Source organism: Acinetobacter sp. GRABPA_MV_2 (assembly GCF_056725885.1).
Window position 1 is genome coordinate 38949 of record NZ_JBWZNA010000014.1, and the last position, 19121, is coordinate 58069.

General features: G+C 39.6%; 17 protein-coding genes and 2 pseudogenes. 9 read left to right on the forward strand and 10 right to left on the reverse strand.

From position 1 onward, the window contains the following. The first annotated feature begins 37 nt into the window (after positions 1–37). Both ACXM0J_RS12795 and ACXM0J_RS12800 read left to right on the forward strand, forming a co-directional pair. Positions 38–619 (forward strand): LOG family protein, encoded by a 582-nt coding sequence (locus ACXM0J_RS12795; RefSeq protein ID WP_068563868.1) that lies wholly within the window; start codon positions 38–40, stop codon positions 617–619. A 14-nt stretch (positions 620–633) separates the two neighbouring features. Further along, positions 634–1035: an NUDIX hydrolase gene (locus ACXM0J_RS12800; protein WP_068563866.1), complete on the forward strand. Its 402-nt coding sequence runs from the start codon at positions 634–636 to the stop codon at positions 1033–1035. 1 nt (position 1036) lies between these two features. Here ACXM0J_RS12800 and ACXM0J_RS12805 read toward each other — a convergent pair whose 3' ends face one another. Together ACXM0J_RS12805 and recG are read right to left on the reverse strand one after the other, a co-directional pair. Continuing rightward, positions 1037–1666 carry a ComF family protein gene (locus ACXM0J_RS12805; protein ID WP_086265767.1) on the reverse strand — a complete coding sequence of 210 codons (630 nt, stop codon included), beginning with the start codon at positions 1664–1666 and terminating at the stop codon, positions 1037–1039. Next, on the reverse strand, positions 1659–3704 hold the full coding sequence (gene recG / locus ACXM0J_RS12810; protein WP_046811835.1) for an ATP-dependent DNA helicase RecG: 2046 nt from the start codon (positions 3702–3704) through the stop codon (positions 1659–1661). Before recG ends, ACXM0J_RS12805 begins: the two co-directional genes overlap by 8 nt. Before the next feature lie 20 nt (positions 3705–3724). On the opposite strand from recG, the gene ACXM0J_RS12815 reads away from it, so the two are divergent. Together ACXM0J_RS12815 and ACXM0J_RS12820 are read left to right on the forward strand one after the other, a co-directional pair. Next, a complete protein-coding gene (locus ACXM0J_RS12815; RefSeq protein ID WP_086376071.1) occupies positions 3725–4540 on the forward strand; it encodes an NAD-dependent epimerase/dehydratase family protein in 816 nt (271 codons plus the stop codon). A gap of 79 nt (positions 4541–4619) precedes the next feature. Next, positions 4620–5603, forward strand: coding sequence for a putative solute-binding protein (locus tag ACXM0J_RS12820; protein ID WP_086265769.1), 984 nt, complete (start codon positions 4620–4622; stop codon positions 5601–5603). 46 nt (positions 5604–5649) lie between these two features. Here the strand turns inward: ACXM0J_RS12820 and plsB are convergent, their stop codons facing one another. Continuing rightward, positions 5650–8223 carry a glycerol-3-phosphate 1-O-acyltransferase PlsB gene (plsB, locus tag ACXM0J_RS12825; RefSeq protein ID WP_086265770.1) on the reverse strand — a complete coding sequence of 858 codons (2574 nt, stop codon included), beginning with the start codon at positions 8221–8223 and terminating at the stop codon, positions 5650–5652. 276 nt (positions 8224–8499) lie between these two features. Between plsB and ACXM0J_RS12830 the strand changes: the two genes are divergently transcribed. Together ACXM0J_RS12830 and ACXM0J_RS12835 are read left to right on the forward strand one after the other, a co-directional pair. Further along, positions 8500–9372: an acyl-CoA thioesterase gene (locus ACXM0J_RS12830; protein WP_002116924.1), complete on the forward strand. Its 873-nt coding sequence runs from the start codon at positions 8500–8502 to the stop codon at positions 9370–9372. A 109-nt stretch (positions 9373–9481) separates the two neighbouring features. Then, entirely contained in the window at positions 9482–10747 is a 1266-nt protein-coding gene (locus ACXM0J_RS12835; RefSeq protein WP_086265771.1) for a dicarboxylate/amino acid:cation symporter, read from the forward strand. A gap of 45 nt (positions 10748–10792) precedes the next feature. On the opposite strand, the gene ACXM0J_RS12840 is transcribed toward ACXM0J_RS12835, so the two are convergent. From ACXM0J_RS12840 to ACXM0J_RS12870, 7 genes and pseudogenes are all read right to left on the reverse strand, one after another. Beyond that, complete coding sequence (locus ACXM0J_RS12840) at positions 10793–11743, reverse strand: metal-dependent hydrolase (RefSeq protein WP_086265772.1); 951 nt, start codon at positions 11741–11743, stop codon at positions 10793–10795. Between the two features lie 124 nt (positions 11744–11867). Beyond that, positions 11868–12644, reverse strand: coding sequence for a ribosome biogenesis GTP-binding protein YihA/YsxC (gene yihA, locus ACXM0J_RS12845; protein WP_005067265.1), 777 nt, complete (start codon positions 12642–12644; stop codon positions 11868–11870). Positions 12645–12744: 100 nt separating this feature from the next. Beyond that, positions 12745–13182 (reverse strand): RrF2 family transcriptional regulator, encoded by a 438-nt coding sequence (locus ACXM0J_RS12850; RefSeq protein WP_086265773.1) that lies wholly within the window; start codon positions 13180–13182, stop codon positions 12745–12747. An 87-nt stretch (positions 13183–13269) separates the two neighbouring features. Continuing rightward, entirely contained in the window at positions 13270–14034 is a 765-nt protein-coding gene (locus tag ACXM0J_RS12855) for a globin domain-containing protein (protein WP_014207751.1), read from the reverse strand. Positions 14035–14036: 2 nt separating this feature from the next. Then, positions 14037–14188, reverse strand: a pseudogene (locus ACXM0J_RS12860) (hypothetical protein). Then, positions 14178–15725, reverse strand: a complete 1548-nt coding sequence (locus tag ACXM0J_RS12865; RefSeq protein ID WP_086265774.1) for a helicase HerA-like domain-containing protein — start codon at positions 15723–15725, stop codon at positions 14178–14180. The pseudogene ACXM0J_RS12860 and the gene ACXM0J_RS12865 overlap by 11 nt, the downstream one beginning before the upstream one ends. 42 nt (positions 15726–15767) lie before the next feature. Continuing rightward, positions 15768–16958, reverse strand: a pseudogene (locus ACXM0J_RS12870) (PLP-dependent transferase). Between the two features lie 168 nt (positions 16959–17126). On the opposite strand from ACXM0J_RS12870, the gene ACXM0J_RS12875 reads away from it, so the two are divergent. The 3 genes from ACXM0J_RS12875 to rplC all read left to right on the forward strand — a co-directional run bounded on the left by ACXM0J_RS12875 (position 17127) and on the right by rplC (position 19117). Further along, positions 17127–17855, forward strand: coding sequence for a type 1 glutamine amidotransferase (locus ACXM0J_RS12875; protein WP_044099980.1), 729 nt, complete (start codon positions 17127–17129; stop codon positions 17853–17855). A 253-nt stretch (positions 17856–18108) separates the two neighbouring features. Then, positions 18109–18420 carry a 30S ribosomal protein S10 gene (rpsJ, locus tag ACXM0J_RS12880; protein ID WP_000070912.1) on the forward strand — a complete coding sequence of 104 codons (312 nt, stop codon included), beginning with the start codon at positions 18109–18111 and terminating at the stop codon, positions 18418–18420. A gap of 58 nt (positions 18421–18478) precedes the next feature. Next, on the forward strand, positions 18479–19117 hold the full coding sequence (rplC, locus tag ACXM0J_RS12885) for a 50S ribosomal protein L3 (RefSeq protein ID WP_002117051.1): 639 nt from the start codon (positions 18479–18481) through the stop codon (positions 19115–19117). Positions 19118–19121: the final 4 nt, after the last annotated feature.

A 19121-nucleotide genomic window follows, 5' to 3' on the forward strand; every position in this document is an offset into this window, starting at 1 on the left:
GTCAGCATGACAGTTCAATAAAACGGTTTTTTACACTATGAAATCAATTTGTATTTTCTGTGGTTCATCTCTTGGTTCAGACCCAATTTTCCAAAAAATTGCCCAAGCTACAGGCGAGGCTATTGCAAAACAAGGTAAAACCTTAGTTTATGGTGGTGGTCGCTCAGGCCTAATGGGTGTAGTTGCCGATAGCGCCTTACAAGCAGGTGGACAAGTCATTGGCGTGATCCCTCGTGCTTTAGTTGATCGTGAGTTAGCTCATCCGGGTTTAACCAGATTATATGTGGTTGAAAATATGCATGAGCGTAAAACCAAGATGGCGGATCTTTCAGATGGCTTTATTGCTTTGCCTGGGGGTGCTGGTACATTGGAAGAAATCTTTGAACAATGGACCTGGGCACAATTAGGTATTCATCAAAAGCCATGTGCTTTCTTAAATGTAGCGGGCTTTTATGAAGATTTACTTAAAATGATTCAAGGCACGGTGGATAATGGATTCAGCCAAGCACGGTTCGTTGATAAATTGATCGCCTCAGACAAAATTGAAGATATTCTTCAACAGTTTGAGCAATATCAGGCTCCTGCTCCAAAATGGACAAATGCAGATGTTCAACCATAAACGAGGTTAAATAGGTGAAAACAATTACGGTCGCTGCCGCAGTGATCTTAAATGAGCAAAATCAGTTGTTGCTTGTAAGAAAACATAATACACATGCTTTTATGCAAGTGGGTGGCAAGCTTGAACCTAATGAGGCACCAGAGATCACCATGCAGCGAGAAATTTTGGAAGAAGTCGGTAGCTCTTGTGTGATTGAGCAATTTATTGGTCATTTCGAAACAGCAGCTGCCAATGAGCCAGATCATATTTTGATGAGTCATTTATATCTTGTTCAGCTTGATCAGGCCCCTAAAATTGCAGCCGAAATTGCAGAAATGAAGTGGATAGATTTAAATGATTCTGAAACTCAACTTGCACCATTGACCCGAGAAATTGTCATTCCTTGGTGTGAAGAGTATTTATCTACACTGCAATAGCTTAACTCTTCGGCGTTGCTGCTAGGCACGCCGTATGAATGGATGTGCAGCCTAATTGTTTAAGTGCTTGACTGAGCGCATTTACAGAGCTTCCCGTGGTTATCACGTCATCAATAATAAGAACACGGCGATAACGTCGTTTCTCTTGATGATGGGGTAAAAATTGTTGTTCGATATTTTCAAAGCGTTCTAGTCGAGAAAGTCCTTTTTGAGCGTGTTCATTTAAGCGTTGAATTGGTTGCCAAACAGGTATTTTTAAGTGTTTGCTTAAGATATTGGCAAGTAGCAAAGATTGATTGAAACCACGCTCAATTAAACGTTGATTGGAAATAGGCATGGGTACGATCGCTTGTACCTTGGGAAATTTTAATTGTTTTAAAATTTCACCTAATAAGATCTGATAATGTAACTTTTGTTCATATTTAAACTGCTGAATGATCCGGTTAATTGGATAAGCATAATTACAGGCCACAAGAACAGATTGATTATTACGTTGAATCGTTTGTTTAAGCCAAGGTAGCTGTTCCCAACAGTCTTTACAGAGCGATGATTTTTCTCGCATGCCTAACTCGCACAATGAGCAAGGTGAAAATAACTGAATAAGAGGTTGGAAGTTTAAAAAATTAAACATACGCGTAGCGAGGCGCCTCAGGAAGCCAACGTTTTAACAGAGCATCTGCCTGTTCTGGATAATCTTTTAAAACTTGCTGTGCTACATAGTGAGCCTGACTCAGTAGGTGATCATCTCGCTCTAATCGAGCCACTCTAAATCCCATATCCCCAGTTTGTTTAGTTCCTAGTAATTCACCCGGCCCACGTAATTCCAGATCTTTTTCCGCAATTACAAAACCATCATTACTTTCTCTTAAAATAGAAAGTCTCTCTTGTCCATTTTGCGAGAGAGGCGTTTTATATAAAAGTACGCAAAAACTAGCTTGAGCACCTCGACCTACGCGGCCACGTAATTGGTGTAGCTGAGAAAGCCCTAAACGCTCGGCATTTTCAATGACCATAATGGAAGAGTTAGGAACGTCTACTCCAACTTCAATCACTGTTGTTGCGATAAGAAGCTGTAATTCATTATTTTTAAATGCTTGCATGACGGCTTGCTTTTCATCGGCTTTCATTTTGCCATGTACCAAACCAATATTGAGTTCGGGGAAACGCTCTTTCATCTCTTGGTAAGTTGCTTCTGCTGCTTGAGCATCTAAAGTTTCAGACTGTTCAACTAATGTACATACCCAATAGGCCTGTTTCCCATCTCTACAATTCGAAGCAATACGTTGGAGTACTTCCTCACGACGATCAAGCGGAATTGTAACAGTTTGAATTGGAGTGCGGCCCGGAGGTAACTCATCAATTATGGATGTGTCTAAATCGCCATAAGCACTCATTGCTAGAGTTCTTGGAATAGGCGTGGCTGTCATTACGAGTTGATGTGGGGTGAACTGCTCAGCACCTTTATTACGTAAAGCTAAGCGTTGATCTACACCAAAGCGATGTTGTTCATCAATAATCACTAGCCCTAATTTAGCGAAGCCAACATTATCTTGAAATAAGGCATGTGTACCGACAATAAGTTCCGCGTGGCCTTCTTTAATCTGTTGTTCTGCTTGGGCACGGGCTTTACCTTTTTGTTTGCCAGATAACCATGCCACGGTTACACCTAATGGTTCAAACCAACGTTTAAAGTTTAAATAATGCTGTTCTGCAAGAATTTCAGTCGGAGCCATTAATGCAACCTGCCAATCTGCTTCTAAAGCATGACAAGCGGCTACAGCTGCAACAAGGGTCTTTCCAGCACCTACGTCGCCTTGTACTAGGCGTAGCATAGGTTGGTGTTGTTTTAAGTCATTTAAAATTTCTTTAGATACACGTTTTTGTGCATTGGTCATTTGAAATGGTAAAGCTTCTAATAGTTTTTTAGCTAATACTTTACTGCTTGAAAATGCAGGTGATGCAATTTGGCGAATATAAGCACGGCGATTAAGTAAACTGATTTGGTGTGCAACCAACTCTTCAAAAATAAGTCGTTGCTGTGCAGGGTGCGAGCCTTGAGCCAATTGCAGCATGTTGGCATCCACAGGAGGCTCATGAATGTAATACAAAGCCTCTTTAAGCGCATAGCCATTGGTATATTGTTTCGGGAGTAGCTCTGGTAAGGCGTCACTATGATGCTTTAAAGCTTGTTTAACGTATTCGCGTAATTTAGGTTGAGTTAACCCATCCGTACTTGGATAAATTGCTGTAAGCTGAGTTTTTGGTAGAGGTGTATGTTCATGAATGAGCTGAATTTCAGGATGATACATCTCAAGGCCGCGAGCACCTACACGGACTTCACCAAAAATGCGTAAGCGATGACCGGGTTTTATTTTATCAGTCAGGTTTTTATAAATATGATAGAAGCGTAAGGTGACTTTACCGAATTCATCTTGCACCAAGGCTGCCATAGATTTTCTTTTTCCCGGGGGGAAATCAATTGATTTGACTTCTCCTTCGAGTAAATAGCTCCGCCCAACCACAAGTTGATTCATTGGAATAATCGTACTGCGGTCTTCATAATCACGTGGCAGATGAAACAGTAAATCATCTGTGGTAAAAATATTTAGTTTTTCGAGCAGGGCTGCTGAAGCCGATCCAACGCCTTGTAACTGATGGACTGAAGTCATGTCCCCTCAACGAGTTTTCTATGCATATATTATTTATCGGTTATGGTAAAACATCTCAGCGTGTTGCTAAACAACTATTTGAGAAAGAACATCAAATTACCACAATCAGCCGTAGTGTAAAAACGGATAGTTACGCAACACATCTTGTTCAGGATATTTTTACGCTCGATTTAAGTAAAATTGAACCTGTAGATGTTGTATATATTTTACTTTCTCCAAATGAGAGTACGGTTGAGGGCTATCAGCAAACTTATGTTGATAGTGTTGAACCGATTCGAGAAGCATTAAAAATACATCCAGTAAAAAAAATAATCGTTGTCTCTTCTACGCGGGTATATGGTGAAAATGCAGGGGAGATTATTGATGATTTTAGTGAAATTCATCCAAATGATGCACAAGGCCATATATTGCGTAATATGGAGCTACTCTGGCAAAAGTACTATCCAACTCAATCTGTAATTGTTCGCCCTACAGGTATTTATGGAACTTCCATTGCCCGTTTAAAGAAAATGGCTGAAAATAGTCAAAGTTATCCAAATATACATTATAGCAATCGAATACATATTGATGATTTAGCAAGATTTTTGGCTTTTATGCCTGATTATGAAAGTCATCAAGCAAGCTATATCGTGACTAATAATCAACCATTACCTTTGCATGAAGTTATCGCATGGTTTCAAAAACAATTGGGATTGCCAGAATTAACTTTAGAATCAAACCAAATTTCAGGTAAAAGAATTTATGCAAAACATTTATGTACAATAGGTTTTCAGTTAGAACACCCAATTTGCTTTAATGACTATTTATTATGTTTAAATGTTCATAGCGCTAAATAAAATTTTGATTAAACTTTAAATAAGAACATAAATACCTGATGAGGCAGTCAAATTGCCGATAAAGATAAAAAGTTTGAAAATGAAAAAAATTTGTTTAGCTCTTATTTTGAGCGGAACAGCTGCTGCGAGTTGGGCCGAGGATCAGGTGTGGTGTGCATATGATCCTATCGGGTCCCAAGGGGATATTACTCGCCGTTTAAATGACATTCGGCTATATGCCCAGCAATATCAAGTCAAATTTAAAGTGGTTACCTATCAAAAAGAACAGCAGGCCATACAAGCTTTTGATGATGGGAAATGTTCAGGTTTGGCTGCATCCAATTTCAATACTTATCGTTATAACCAGTTTATGGGAAGTACCGCGGGTATAGGGCTTATTCCTAATAATCGTACGGCCAAAAGCTTTTTGCAGCTTTTAAATCACCCTACAATTGAGAAAAGGCTGGTTTCTAAGAATTATGAAGCTGTAGGAATGATTCCAATTGGAACTGCTTACATGGTTCTAAAAAATAAGAAGCTCTCTAGAGTCGCTCAATTAAGAAATCAACGTATTGGGGTGCTACCTAATAATCCACCACAACAAGCATTGGTACGAAGTGTAGGTGCTCAGCCAGTTTATGTTGATTTATCAAACGCGATTGCGCAGTTTAAGCAAAATAAAATCGATATTGTTCCTGCACCAGTGTATGGGTTGTTGCCATATAACTTACAAAAAGAATTTGGATCAGATACTCAAGTCATCAATTTTCCTTTGGCATATTTCGGTGTCAATTTAATTATTAAACCGCAAGCTTATCCTGCTAATTTTGGCCGAAAAATCCGAGGATGGTTTGTCCATAATAGCCAATTGCTGACGAATCGTGCGACACAATGGGAGAATCATTTACCTGCTTATTATTGGGTGGATGTCTCTTTTTATGAAAAGCAAAGTTATGATGTAATGGTTGCCAAAATACGTAATCAGTATGTTCTTTCAGGCTACTATGATGCTTATTTTGTTCAGCTTATGAAGCGATTACGTTGTATGGACGATCCACGTTATTTTGAATGTCCAATTCGCTAATAAAATAAAAGGCAACCGAAGTTGCCTTTTATTTTGACTAAAGACTTTAAGCTTTTTTACGTTTTAAACGGCGTTTAGCTTGTTGAGATGCCATTGCTTCAAGAGCATCTTTCAATTCTTCGTCAGTAAAGGTGGTGATGTGCTGCAACATTTGCAAGGTTACTTCATCAAGCACCAACTGTGCGCCAGCAGCCATTTGACGGAAATTATCATCAAACTCAATTTGGCCTTGGTCATTGGTACGAATGTAATTTTGTTGTGTAAGTACTTTTAAGAAGCTTTGGAATAAAGCTTTATCGAAGAACTCTGGCGAATTAAATTCATATAGAACTGATAAACGTTGTCCGAGTAAATGACTTAATTCTTCAACTTGTTTAGCAGAAATATTACCAGAACCACGTTGAGTAATGAGCGCAAGCGTCATGTAGTAACGCTCAAGACTTTGCTTAACTGGTGTTGCTAAAACGACAAGCTGATTATGCTCTTCTGTATTTGGCGCAGAGCTAATCAAGTTACCTTCATCGTCTTGTTGAATAAGGTTAGATTGAACTAGAGCATCTGCATATTGCTCAACTTGTGCTTTAAGCTCGCTGCTCTTCCATTTAAGGAATAACTCAGCTTTCAAGAATGGATAGAGCGTATAGATGACATTAGTTAAATCTGAACGACTGATTTTCCCATTGTGTTCAACAAGTGATGCTACTAGAGAAGGTAAAACAAAGGCGTGCAAGATATTATTACGGAAGTAAGTCAGAAGAACAGCTTGGTTATCTTCAATCGCAATAATATCGCCCAGTGCATGCTGAACGCGTTTAATGAGTTTAAGCTTTAAACCATACGCAATAATTTCTTTACCAGAAAGTGGTGTTACTTCCATACGTTGGTCATATGGGAAGTTTGATGCCAAGTTGCGGTAAGCTTCAAGTTGCTTAATACAAATTTCTTCATCAAGCGTATGCTTTGGAGTTGCAAGCAAAATAATAGAAAGTAAAGAGACGGGGTTAATCACCACAGCTCGGTTAATGTTTTCTAAAATTGCATGTGCAGAGCTATTTACTGCATCTGAAACAGCTTGAGGAATTGGGTCGTCATTTTTCTCGATATAAACGTTTTCTGCATTATGTTGCTTAAGCAGATCATCAAGGAAAACAGGTTCACCAAAGTTCACGTGGACTTTACCAAAAATACGTTCAATTTTTCGTAAGGTTTTCACAATACCAAAAATAGATTCGGCTTCTTTTGGCTTGCCTTGCATTTCGCCTACGTAAGTTGAGCCTTCCATGAGTCGTTCATAACCAATATAAGTTGGTAAGAAAACGATCGGTTTAGCACGGCCACGTAAATGGCTGTGAACTGTCATGGCAAGCATACCGGTTTTAGGCGGTAATAAGCGTCCAGTACGTGAGCGTCCACCTTCAATAAAGTATTCAAGTGGCGTGTTGCGTGACAAAATACTATATAGATATTCTTTAAATACAGTAGTGTAGAGTCCATTTCCACGGAAAGAGCGGCGAATGAAGAATGCACCGCCACCACGTAGAAGCTGTCCAACAAAAGGTAAGTTTAAGTTGTCACCCGCAGCAATATACGGAACCATTAAGCCACGCTTATAGATCACATATGACAATAGTAAATAGTCAATATGACTGCGATGACAAGGCGTATAGACAACTTCATAGTCTTTAGCCAGTTCACGAACGGTACTAAAGTTATGCACTTCTACGCCGTCATAAAGCTGGGTCCATAGGCGTGTTAAGGCAAGATCGGCAAAGCGCACTGCTGAGTGTGAATAATCCGATACGATTTCATTCACATAGCCAATCGCACGGCGTTCAGCTTCAAGCATGCTCACTTTTCCGCGAATACTTTCACGGCGGATTGCTTCTTGCACATCACGAGATTTAACAACCGATTGCATGACATTGCGGCGATCCGACAAGTCGGGGCCTAACACGACTTCACGCTGACGGTCTAAATAATCATTTAATGTACTTACAATATAAGTTGCTGGTGAAAGATTTGGATAATGCTGCTGTGCATATTCAACCAATTCACGTAGCGATTGTGGTTCATGAAACTCTAAATAAGACTGACGACCATGCAAACCAATATTAACCAGCTGCTTAACTGTGCTTGGTGTTGCCCATGTGTCTGAAAATAATAATTTAAACCAAGAATCTTCTTTATCTGGCGAACGGCCCCATAAAACTGTAACTGGAACAAGCTCTATATCGAGTTCAGGATTTTCTTGTAAAACTTCAATCAGTTTTAATAAGCGTGGTGGAAAAGCATGAGGAGGCGGATTCAGTAAATTATTTTCATCATTGTGCTGTAAAAATAAAACTGATGCTTTTTCCTGATGAGTGCCAACAACTAATGGATCTAACGCAGGCTTTAAATTTAAACGACGCGTTTCTCCATCAACCACCAGAGCATTGCTTCGAGAGTGGTTTTGTAAGACGTAACAAACCACTTTTTGGCGGTCAGTTTTTGGTTCTGTTTCTGTTGTTTCTGATACTGGTTCAGTAGGAACTTCCCCAAGAACATGTGGTGTTACCACGAGGTCAAGTAGTTTACTCGAAAGCCGACGATACATTTGACCAAACCCACTCTTGGACATAAGAACTCCTACTTCTTAAAGACAAATCCCAGCACCAAATGCAGAGGGTAATTATTTTGCGGCATTTATTAAAAAAAACAATATGCTACTTTCTTATAAATTATAATGCTTTTGGCATATTTTATCGTTAAAAATCGTATTTTTAGCTGTTATATGAGCAATCTTCATCAGAAGTTGACTGATTGTTCCATGTTCAAATAGTTTTTTATGGCACAATAGATTCTACACATCTGTACTTTAATACGATTTTTTACCTGAAATATGAAGGTATCTCTCATGAATGCGTTAACCCAAGAACTAGTAGATCTTCTTACTTTAGAAAAGTTGGAAGAAAATATTTACCGTGGCATAAGTCGTAATCTTGTCGGTAAACGTGTCTTTGGTGGGCAGGTTTTGGGTCAGGCTTTACGTGCGGCATCTTATACAACCGATCGTCCAGCGCATTCTTTGCATGCATATTTTTTATATGGCGGCGATATTAATGCCCCAATTATTTATGAAGTAGACCGTTTACGTGATGGGAAGAGTTTCGTAAGTCGTCAGGTTCGTGCAATTCAGCATGGACGAGTTATCTTTTCGGCGATGGTTTCTTTTGCTAACCCCGAAGAAGGCTTGAACTATCAACATCAAGAACCAGAATATCCAGCACCAGAGACTCTTAAATCTGAAAATGAGCTCAAAGAAGGTATTTTAAACTTCGTACCTGAAAATGTTCGTGCTAGTTTCATGCGTGAGCGCCATGTAGAAATCCGCCCAATTGATCCAGTAAATCCGTTTCAGCCTCAACCTGAAGCGCCGTATAATGCGCACTATATCCGCACACATGACCGTATTCCAAAACAATTAGATGATATTGCTCTACATCAAGCGATTGTTGCGTTTTATTCAGACTTTACCTTAATGACAACCGCTTTAAGACCGCATGGTTTAAGCTATATTTCTCCAAGTTTGCAGTGTGCAAGTATTGATCATGCAATTTATTTCCATCGCCCGCTGCGTGCTGACGAATGGATGCTTTACGATATGGAAGCAACAGTCAGCGCAGCTTCTCGCGGTTTAAACTTTGGACGTATGTGGCAAAATGGTCAGTTGGTATGCAGTACCGTACAAGAGGGTTTAATTCGTTTGCGGGAAATTGAAACGCAATAAACTTATTTATAAAGCCATCTCATCAGATGGCTTTTTTATTTTTAATTGAAACGATGTGACAAAAAATTGCTCGTATGAATAGCGAGCTCATGTCATATTTGCAAAAGGATTGCCAACTGAAAAAAATAATGCTGATATGAACTTAAACACACAAATTCTTATTGCGGCCATTTTAGGCTTAGCCTTTGGTTTTATATTAACGTTGTATCCCGATACTGCGTTTGTAAAACATAGTTTATATGGGTTAGGCATATTAAGTAGTGTCTTTATTGGGCTGCTTAAAATGTTGTTGGTGCCTTTAATTTTTAGCTCGATTGTTGTGGGGGTCTCTAATTTGCAGGCGGGAGGGCAGTTAGGTCCAGTCTGGAAAATTACCTTTTTATGTTGTTTGACCACAACAACATTGGCTTTAATTTTAGGTATAAGTTGTGCTCATCTATTTGAAGTAGGGCGTGGTATAGATATCTCTATTTTCCAAACGTCTATGCAAAACTATCAGGCACCAGATAGTTTAAATCCTGCAAGTTTTTTCACTAATTTTATTCAAAATACATTAATTAACCCATTTAAAGCATTTAGCGATGGTAACGTTTTAGCTGTTGTGGTGTTTGCACTATTTGTTGGTGTTGCTTTAGTCCATGGCGGTGAGCGTTTTAAAAGTATTCGCGTATTGAGTCATCAATTTTTTGAAATGATGATGATGCTAGTCGGCTGGGTAATGAAGCTAGCACCTTTGGGTATTTTTGCTTTATTAGCAAAGTTAATGGCAACGGAAGATATTTCGGTACTAAGTCGTTTGGCTGAGTTTGCTGTTGTAGTGACAGGGACTACCATTTTTCATGGTGCTGTTGTTTTACCGTTACTACTTTGGATTTTTGGCCGCATGAGTCCTTGGACTTTTTTCAAAGGAACACGTACAGCGCTAATTACAGCATTCGCAACCAGTTCTAGTTCTGCCACGATGCCACTTAGTATGAAATGCGCACAGGAAAACTTAGGTGTTCGTCCGCAAACAGCTGGTTTTGTGATTCCTTTAGGCACACAGCTTAATATGGATGGTACGGCTTTATATGAAGCAGCCGCTGCATTGTTTGTCGCAAATTTGGTGGGGCTAGACTTAAATCTGACACAACAAATTATTGTGTGCTTAACAGCAATGATTGCATCACTAGGAGCACCTGGAATTCCGAGTGCTGGTATGGTTACCATGATTATGGTTTTACAGTCTGTAGGTTTACCGGCTGAAGCAATTGCAATTTTACTTCCGATTGACCGCCTATTGGATACAGTAAGAACAGTGGTAAATGTGCAGGGTGATATGATGATTAGCGTGGTTGTTGACCGTTATACAAAAGATAAAGATATGAGTGTCTAATCTCCTAAATAAAAAAGCAGGATTTTAAATCCTGCTTTTTTATTTTTAAGCCGCTTGTAATTCAGCTCTTTTTGCTGCTGGAGATTGTGATAAATAATTTACCGCATCTTCAGTGCTACCTTCTTTTACTGGATCATACCAAGGCATGAGGTAATCAATTTGTTGGGCAATAAGCCAGATTGGATTTGGTAAAATCTGATTATCTTTTCGGCTAATTTTATACCATTCTACTGCAACCCATACTGGGAAAAATCTAGATTTAGCCGCATCTACAAAACGTGGATCTTGTTTCATAATATGTGCAGCGCCATCTACCCATAATCCAAGCACTAGTACAATTACTGCGAGGCTTAAATAGTAGCGTGGAATATAACCACCACCCAAATGGCGGTATAAATCAAAAGCAACTGTACGGTGTTCAATTTCTTCTGAACCATGCCATTTAACCAGATCGACCATTTCAGGGTCAGCGCCTAATTCTTCCCAGCGCTTGTTATAGAGTGCATATTTCCCTAATACACAGGTCATATGCTCAACAGTTGCAATAACGCCTAAACGGAAAAGGTCCCATTGCCCTTGTAGAAATTGAGGGACTTCTTTGTCGAATGGTTTATCTGCTAAGGCAGTGGTAAATAGATAATTCATAATGTCCAGATTTCGCTGGATATCAATATTGCGTGCACTTAAATATTCTTTATTAGCAGATGTATGGGCGTTGGCGTGCATAGCTTCCTGACGGATAAATGCTTGGACATCCTGTTTAAGTTTTTCGTCTTTAATTTGAGGTAAAACCTTATTGTACAAACGGCAGAACCAGAATTCTCCGGCAGGCAAGATATTATTAATTTCATTAATAAAATAACTTGCGAAAGGCTGATTTGGAATCCAGTCAACAGGGGTATCTTTCCAGTCAAATTTTACTTTACGTGGAAGAATTTTATAGTCAATAGAAGAACCTAAAGCTTTGTTCTTCAAAAAAGATAACAATTTCATCATTTAGTCCTGATTTTTAACTCGATGAAGTTATAACGAGTATAAAAAAAGCCCCTACATTTGTGTTTAGCAATAGGGGCCAATTTGAAAATAAATTTAATAAAGAAATTGTATCTGCTTTGACGATTTACTCTTCAGCATCCTCATCGCTTGCTTCAGGGATCGCGTCAACGTCAAATTCCGGTTCCTGATCAAGTGTAAAATGCAGGCGTCCAGCCATAACACTTGCTAGCTCTTCTAAACCTAATTTGTTAAGTGATGAGAAAAGTTGAATTGAGAAATCAAGCTTCATTTTTTTCAGCTGTTGCTTAACTTCTAATAGCACTTTGTTTGCAGGGCCACGATTAAGTTTGTCAGCTTTTGTGAGGAGAATATGAACAAAGAGATGACGTGAATAAGCCCACTCTAGCATCATCATGTCGAAATGCTGTAGAGGATGGCGAATATCCATAAGTAATACTAAGCCTTGTAAGCTTTTACGATGGATTAAATAGTTCTCTAATTCTTTTTGCCATACTCGTTTCATATCTTCAGGTACGGCTGCATAGCCATAGCCAGGAAGATCGACTAAACGTTGATCGGGGTTGCCTAGACTAAAGAAGTTAATCATTTGAGTGCGGCCAGGTTTTTTAGAGGCGCGCGCTAACTGTTTTTTGTTGGTTAGTGCATTGATAGCACTAGACTTACCGGCATTTGAGCGTCCTGCAAAAGCGATCTCGTAGCCACTATCTTCAACACAAAGTGCCAATTTAGGTGCACTCATTAGAAACTCAGCTTGGCGTAACCAGTTGAGTGATTGCACAGCGTATGCTGTGATCGCTGGATCTGGTTTCTTTTCATAGCTGATCTTTTGCTTGGGTGCGAGTCTGGCTTTGGTGTCTTTCGATTTTTCACTACGACGCATAAAAAATAACTTTTTAAATGAGAGGGCTCGCGCCTAGTATAAAGGAGCTTGGGTATTCTTGCTAATTTTCAATAAATCTAGTTATTAAAAGTAATAGAGGTTAGATTTGTAAAAATGCAATAGGGGAGTTGGCAGGAGCGGATTTTGATTGCTGCAAAACTTCTCCGAGTGTGTATTGATCTAGGCTTTGATAAAAACTCTCTAAAGCCTGATCTAAAATACCTTTTAAACCACAGTGACTGCGTAATACGCAAGGTGGCGTATTACATTCAACGATTTGATTGTCGCCCTGTAATATCCGAACGATTGAACCTAAATTTGAGTTAAGTGCATTTGGATTTAAGCGAATTCCTCCGCCTTTTCCTCGAATGGTAATAATCCATTCTTGCTTGCCCATGAAGTGAACAACTTTAACTAGATGGTTTTGTGAAACATGCAAATCTTTCGCGATTTCTGCAATCGTGTAAGGTGCATCACTTGGGCGTGCAACATACATTAAGAGTCGTAATGCATAATCGGTAAATTTATTAAGCTGCATGATCACCAAAAATGGAAGAGATTAAAAGGATGATCATCTTAGCCTGAAAGTCTAAATAATAAAACTTTCAGGCAAGAGGTTTTTACATTACAGCGTTAAAGGGGCTGAAACCTGTACTTGATCACCCACTCTATAATGCTCAAGTAAAATATTAGCAACCGAAAACTCAGTATGATTTTCTTCAGGCTGCACTTCAAAATGATATGAGTTATCTTCTTGAGCTTCAGTAAATTTAAACGCTTTCGGTTGTTCAAGTTGTTGTTCGGGAACTTGTACTTTAACTGAAATAAAGGCATTTGCTGGGCTAGTCAGTACGTCTTCATGGTCAGTTGCTTTTAAAGTGAAGCGTTTGCCAGATTCCAGGGGATCAATTTGAGTAATTTCAAATGAACGCCAGCCAGCCCATCCACCTTTTAAGCTTTCAAGTTGCTCATATTTTTGTTTTTCAACACCAATCAAAATATCAGCTAACTGTAAGTATGCTTGCTTCCAAGCTTCGATAAGCTCTGATTCGAATGGCACGTTGAGTACTTCACTAATTGAATGAAGCAAGTTGTCTCCAACAATTGCATATTGGTCTGGTTGGATATCTAAGCTCACGTGTTTAGTGGTGATACGTTCAACAGCTTTAGCTAGAACAGTGGGGTTCTCAATATTTTCTGCATAAGCAAGCACAGCAGCTGCAAGAGCACGTGGCTGACGTAAGCTGGTTTGGTCATCTAAATTGAAAACATTTTTTAATTCTGGATTGTTATTCAGCATGCGCTTATAGAAGTATGTAGTCAGCGTAACGCCGTGTTCACGTAAAACCGGTACAGTAGATTTAACAAGTTCAATTTGTTGTGGAGTCATTGCTAGACCTTATTTATCTGGCTATTTAAGATGTATTTAAAATACATCTTTAAAAAATGAATGGCAATAACTTTCTTTATAAAAACCATAAAAAAATTAGGGGATATAAAATCCCCTAAAGTTAACGCAATTTTTTAATATTTTTATTTACCAAATAAAGAGCCAAGTAAGCCTCTTACGAGTTTTTGGCCAGTACTTCCTCCTAAACTGCGTGCAGCACTTTTGGCAAAAGTTCCAACAATGTCTTGTGTGAGTTTGGCTCGTTCACGGGCTGCTCTTTCTTCCTCTTTTAATTGCTCACGTGCCAAACGTTCCTGCTCTTTAGCTTGCTGTTTTGCTAAAGTTTCTTGTTCTTTAGCTTGCTGTTTTGCAAGTTCGGCGTCTTGCTGCTGCTGTTCTCGTTCAGCAACTTTATTCTGTAGCATTTCATAGGCACTATCACGATCTACAGCTTGTTCATAAACGCCAGCAATAATACTTTGCGAGATTAAAGTCTGACGCTCTTCTGGAGTGATCGGTGTAAATGAAGAGTAGGGAGGCATGACCCAGCCACGTTCTACAATCTGTGGGGTACCTTGTTCATCTAGACAGCTAATTAATGCCTCACCAACACCAAGTTGGGTAATAGCTTCATCAACTTTAAACTCTGAATTAGCACGGAAAGTGTCTGCTGCGGTTTTTACAGCTTTTTGATCTTTAGGGGTGAATGCACGTAATGCATGTTGAACGCGATTACCAAGTTGACCAAGAACGCTTTCAGGTAAGTCGAGTGGGTTTTGAGTAATAAAGTAGATACCCACCCCTTTGGAGCGGATTAAACGTACCACTTGTTCAATCTTGTCTTGGAGTGCTTGGCTGGCATTATCAAATAACAAGTGAGCTTCATCAAAGAAAAACACGAGTTTAGGCTTATCCATATCACCGACTTCTGGTAGCTGTTCAAATAGCTCTGAAAGCATCCATAAGAGGAAAGTGGCATATAACTTAGGCGTATTCATGAGCTTGTCGGCAGCAAGAATATTGATATAGCCGTGTCCGTTTGCATCGGTTTGGATAAAATCCAGAATATTTAAAGCTGGTTCCCCAAAGAACTGTTCTCCACCTTGGTCGGCAAGAGCGATTAAGTTGCGTTGAATGGCGCCTAGGCTGGCTGGAGATAAATTGCCATACTCGGCTTTAAACTCAGCTGCATGTTCACTCACAAAAGTGATCATGGCTTTTAAATCTTTAAAGTCGACTAAAAGTAACCCTTGGTCATCTGCAATACGGAATACAGCAGATAAAACACCTTCTTGGGTATCATTTAAGTTGAGTATGCGTGCTAATAAAATTGGCCCTATTTCTGAAATGGTGGTTCGGATAGGATGACCTTGCTGACCAAATAAATCCCAAAAAACAACTGGGTTCGCTGCGAATGGAACACTATCAATTTGTAAAAGTTTTAAGCGTTCATTAAATTTATCGGAAGCTTCACCAGCTTTTGCGAGACTCGAAACATCGCCTTTAGCATCGGCAAGAAATACCGGCACACCGATTCGAGAGAAACTCTCTGCTAGAACTTTTAACGTAACTGTTTTACCTGTACCTGTGGCGCCTGCAATAAGTCCATGACGGTTAGCAAACTGGGGAAGTAAAACAATTTCTTTTGATGTGTCATTAATATTTTTAGCAATAACAATCGGTGTACCCATATATTTTTATCCTATGGTTTGAGTCACTATAATGTTGTCGTTTTACAGTTGTTTCAGTGCATTTTCGATATCTTGTATCAAATCTTGCGGATCTTCTAGTCCTATACAGAATCGAACCAATAAACCTTGTTGTAAATGTGTATTCTTAAGTTTTCTCATCATTTTTAAATCATAAAGCATAATCAGGCTAACGGGACCACCCCAGCTAAAGCCGAGCTTAAATAACTCTAATGCATCGCAGAAACGACGTACTGCTGTAATGTCATATTCAGGTTTAAAAATAATACTCACTAAGCCTGCACTTTGACCAGTTGTGCATATTTCTTGCCAGTATTGATGACCTGGTGAGGATTTATCACTTGGGTGTAGAACTTGTGCAAATTGGCGTTGGTCCTTTAGCCACTTAAGTAAAGTTTAAGCATTGGCTGATTGTTGTTCATAGCGTAAAGACATATGAGCAAGACTGCGCTGAACTTGAGCCGCATCATCTCCTGAAACTGCAATACCTAAAATAGCATGGGTACGGAATAGGCGATGATGAAGCTTCTCATCACGAGTTACAATGCTACCCATTAATATATCACCACCACCACTTGGATATTTGGTGAGTGCGTGAACGGTTAAATCGATAGATAGATGTTCATCAGAAAAATTAAAAGCATTAAACGCAAGCCCAGCTCCCCAAGTGTTATCTAGAGCAGTCAATACCCCATGTTTTTTAGCTTTCTTGACTAGATTTTTAAGATCAGGGAATTCTAAAGTAACCGAACCTGCAGCCTCCAACCATAATAGTTTACTTCTTTCGGTGGGTTGAAAACTTGCAGCGTCAATGGGGTTATATACTTTAACAATAATGCCATATTGACTTTGTAGATAGGTTAAGTGTTCTAGATTTGGTCCATATATATTGTCTGGGACCCATACTTCATCATTAGTGCTTAAAAATGCTGAATTCACAATATTAATTGCGGATAGGCCACTCGGTGCAAGCAAACAATGCAAACCACCTTCAATTTGCGCAATATTGTCGCCTAGGGTGAAGGTAGTGGGGGTGCCATGTGTTCCATAGCTATAGTCATATTCGTCAGTCCAGTGGCGATCAAAAAGGTGCGAAGTTGATTTGAAAATAATGGTTGATGCGCGAAATAAGGGAGGTTGCACTGTTTCAATGAATTGCGGAGCCTTTCTTGGGGCATGAATGAGGCGAGTCTGGAAATCGTTATGCTTTTTCATAGTGCGTTATGTTTTAAATGATAAAGTTAGATTAAGAGAAATTTAAACTCTTCGCTAGATTTATAAAGTTTTGTAAGAGGTTTCGTTACAGTAGACCTATAAAACAAAAACTTGGCTTTATTTTTGCAAAGACCACTACAACATTCTAACAACAATAGGTTTAAGCGCATGAAGTCGCATTTAAGAGTTCATTATTTTCAACATATCGCGGGTGAGGGTTTTGGGAGTTGTTATTCATTTTTAAAAGCCCACCACGCGACTATTAGTTCTACGGAGTTTTTTGCACTTCCGGTTGATCGGTCACTTGAAATAGAAGCTTTACCACAAATTGATGAGGTTGACTTATTATTAGTCATGGGTGGCACCATGAGTGTAAATGATGAAGCGAATTATCCATGGCTTAAGATAGAGAAAAGATGGTTGCGTCGTTATTTAGCAGCAGGAAAGCCTGCTATAGGTCTCTGTTTGGGTGGGCAGCTAATTGCTAATGCACTAGGCGCCGCAGTCAGTCGAAACCGCTATCAGGAACTTGGCTGGTCAACAGTTCAGAGGGTGGCAAATTTACCTCAAGACAGTTTTCCATTGCCTGAAAAGATAAAGGTGATGCAGTGGCATAGCGAAACATTTGAAATACCCAAGGGTGCCATACACTTAGCCGAGAATATAGCTTGTCGTAATCAGATGTATCAAATTGGAAAAAATGTGCTGGGTTTTCAATTTCATCCAGAAATGACACCGGCAGCTTTAGAACTCTTACTTGAAAATGAAGAAGAGCTATCTATTTTTAATGGAGAATATGTGCAGCCTGTGAGTGAACTACAATATTCAGAAGCACAAAAATTTGAACAAGGTAATCAACTCTTAAATAAAGCGATTGAATTTGTCATAAACGCCTAGAGTGAGTTGAGAATACTAGGTTAAAGTGTGTTTTGAACAAAAAATAGAAAAAGAGAATTGCATAAGACTTAAACAATCGTTATAATGGGCGACCCTCAAAAGGAGGGGCATTTACTGCGAAGAAAGTAGTAAATGTGCATTACAGTCGTGGCATCGATCATGACCTTAGTGATTTTCACTGCCTTTGACACTTACCAATGGGTGAGATGCGTCAAGGGTGATTCTTTATATGTTTGGCTTGGAGTTTACTGGTATGTCTAACCAGAGAATTCGTATCCGTTTGAAGTCTTTTGATCATCGTCTGATTGATCAATCTGCTCAAGAGATCGTAGAAACCGCTAAGCGTACTGGCGCACAAGTTTGTGGTCCAATTCCGATGCCTACTCGCATCGAACGCTTCAACGTTCTTACTTCACCGCACGTTAACAAAGATGCGCGTGACCAGTACGAAATCCGCACCTATAAACGTTTGATTGACATCGTTCAACCTACAGATAAAACTGTTGATGCATTGATGAAATTAGATCTTGCGGCTGGTGTTGATGTTCAGATCGCTTTGGGTTAAGGCTTTCGGTTGATTAACTTCTAAGTTAATTAGGCCGCTTTTTTAGAGGTTTATGCACATGGCTATTGGTTTAGTCGGTCGCAAATGTGGTATGACTCGCATCTTTACAGATGCAGGTGTTTCTGTACCTGTTACAGTCATCGAAGTCGATCCAAACCGCATTACGCAAATCAAAACACTTGAAACTGATGGTTATCAAGCTGTTCAAGTAACTACTGGTGAACGTCGCGAATCTCGCGTAACTAACGCTCAGAAAGGTCACTTCGCGAAAGCTGGTGTTGCTGCTGGTCGTTTAGTTAAAGAGTTCCGTGTTACTGAAGCTGAGCTTGAAGGCCGTGAAGTTGGCGGTACTATTGGCGTTGATTTGTTCACAGTTGGTCAAGTAGTTGACGTAACTGGTCAATCAAAAGGTAAAGGTTTCCAAGGTGGTGTTAAACGTTGGAACTTCCGTACCCAAGACGCTACTCACGGTAACTCAGTTTCTCACCGTGTATTAGGTTCTACAGGTCAAAACCAGACTCCTGGACGCGTGTTCAAAGGCAAAAAAATGGCTGGTCACTTAGGTGATGAACGCGTAACAGTACAAGGTCTTGAAATCGTATCTATTGACGCTGAACGTTCTGTTTTAGTTGTTAAAGGTGCAATTCCTGGTGCAACTGGCGGCGACGTGATTGTACGTCCTACCATCAAGGCCTGAGGGG

Coding starts and splice junctions, on each gene's coding strand:
- ACXM0J_RS12795 (WP_068563868.1), top strand. CDS start 38: ATGAAATCAATTTGTATTTTCTGTGGTTCATCTCTTGGTTCAGACCCA.
- ACXM0J_RS12805 (WP_086265767.1), bottom strand. CDS start 1,666: ATGTTTAATTTTTTAAACTTCCAACCTCTTATTCAGTTATTTTCACCT.
- recG (WP_046811835.1), bottom strand. CDS start 3,704: ATGACTTCAGTCCATCAGTTACAAGGCGTTGGATCGGCTTCAGCAGCC.
- ACXM0J_RS12815 (WP_086376071.1), top strand. CDS start 3,725: ATGCATATATTATTTATCGGTTATGGTAAAACATCTCAGCGTGTTGCT.
- ACXM0J_RS12820 (WP_086265769.1), top strand. CDS start 4,620: ATGAAAAAAATTTGTTTAGCTCTTATTTTGAGCGGAACAGCTGCTGCG.
- plsB (WP_086265770.1), bottom strand. CDS start 8,223: ATGTCCAAGAGTGGGTTTGGTCAAATGTATCGTCGGCTTTCGAGTAAA.
- ACXM0J_RS12830 (WP_002116924.1), top strand. CDS start 8,500: ATGAATGCGTTAACCCAAGAACTAGTAGATCTTCTTACTTTAGAAAAG.
- ACXM0J_RS12840 (WP_086265772.1), bottom strand. CDS start 11,743: ATGATGAAATTGTTATCTTTTTTGAAGAACAAAGCTTTAGGTTCTTCT.
- yihA (WP_005067265.1), bottom strand. CDS start 12,644: ATGCGTCGTAGTGAAAAATCGAAAGACACCAAAGCCAGACTCGCACCC.
- ACXM0J_RS12850 (WP_086265773.1), bottom strand. CDS start 13,182: ATGCAGCTTAATAAATTTACCGATTATGCATTACGACTCTTAATGTAT.
- ACXM0J_RS12855 (WP_014207751.1), bottom strand. CDS start 14,034: ATGACTCCACAACAAATTGAACTTGTTAAATCTACTGTACCGGTTTTA.
- ACXM0J_RS12865 (WP_086265774.1), bottom strand. CDS start 15,725: ATGGGTACACCGATTGTTATTGCTAAAAATATTAATGACACATCAAAA.
- ACXM0J_RS12875 (WP_044099980.1), top strand. CDS start 17,127: ATGAAGTCGCATTTAAGAGTTCATTATTTTCAACATATCGCGGGTGAG.
- rpsJ (WP_000070912.1), top strand. CDS start 18,109: ATGTCTAACCAGAGAATTCGTATCCGTTTGAAGTCTTTTGATCATCGT.
- rplC (WP_002117051.1), top strand. CDS start 18,479: ATGGCTATTGGTTTAGTCGGTCGCAAATGTGGTATGACTCGCATCTTT.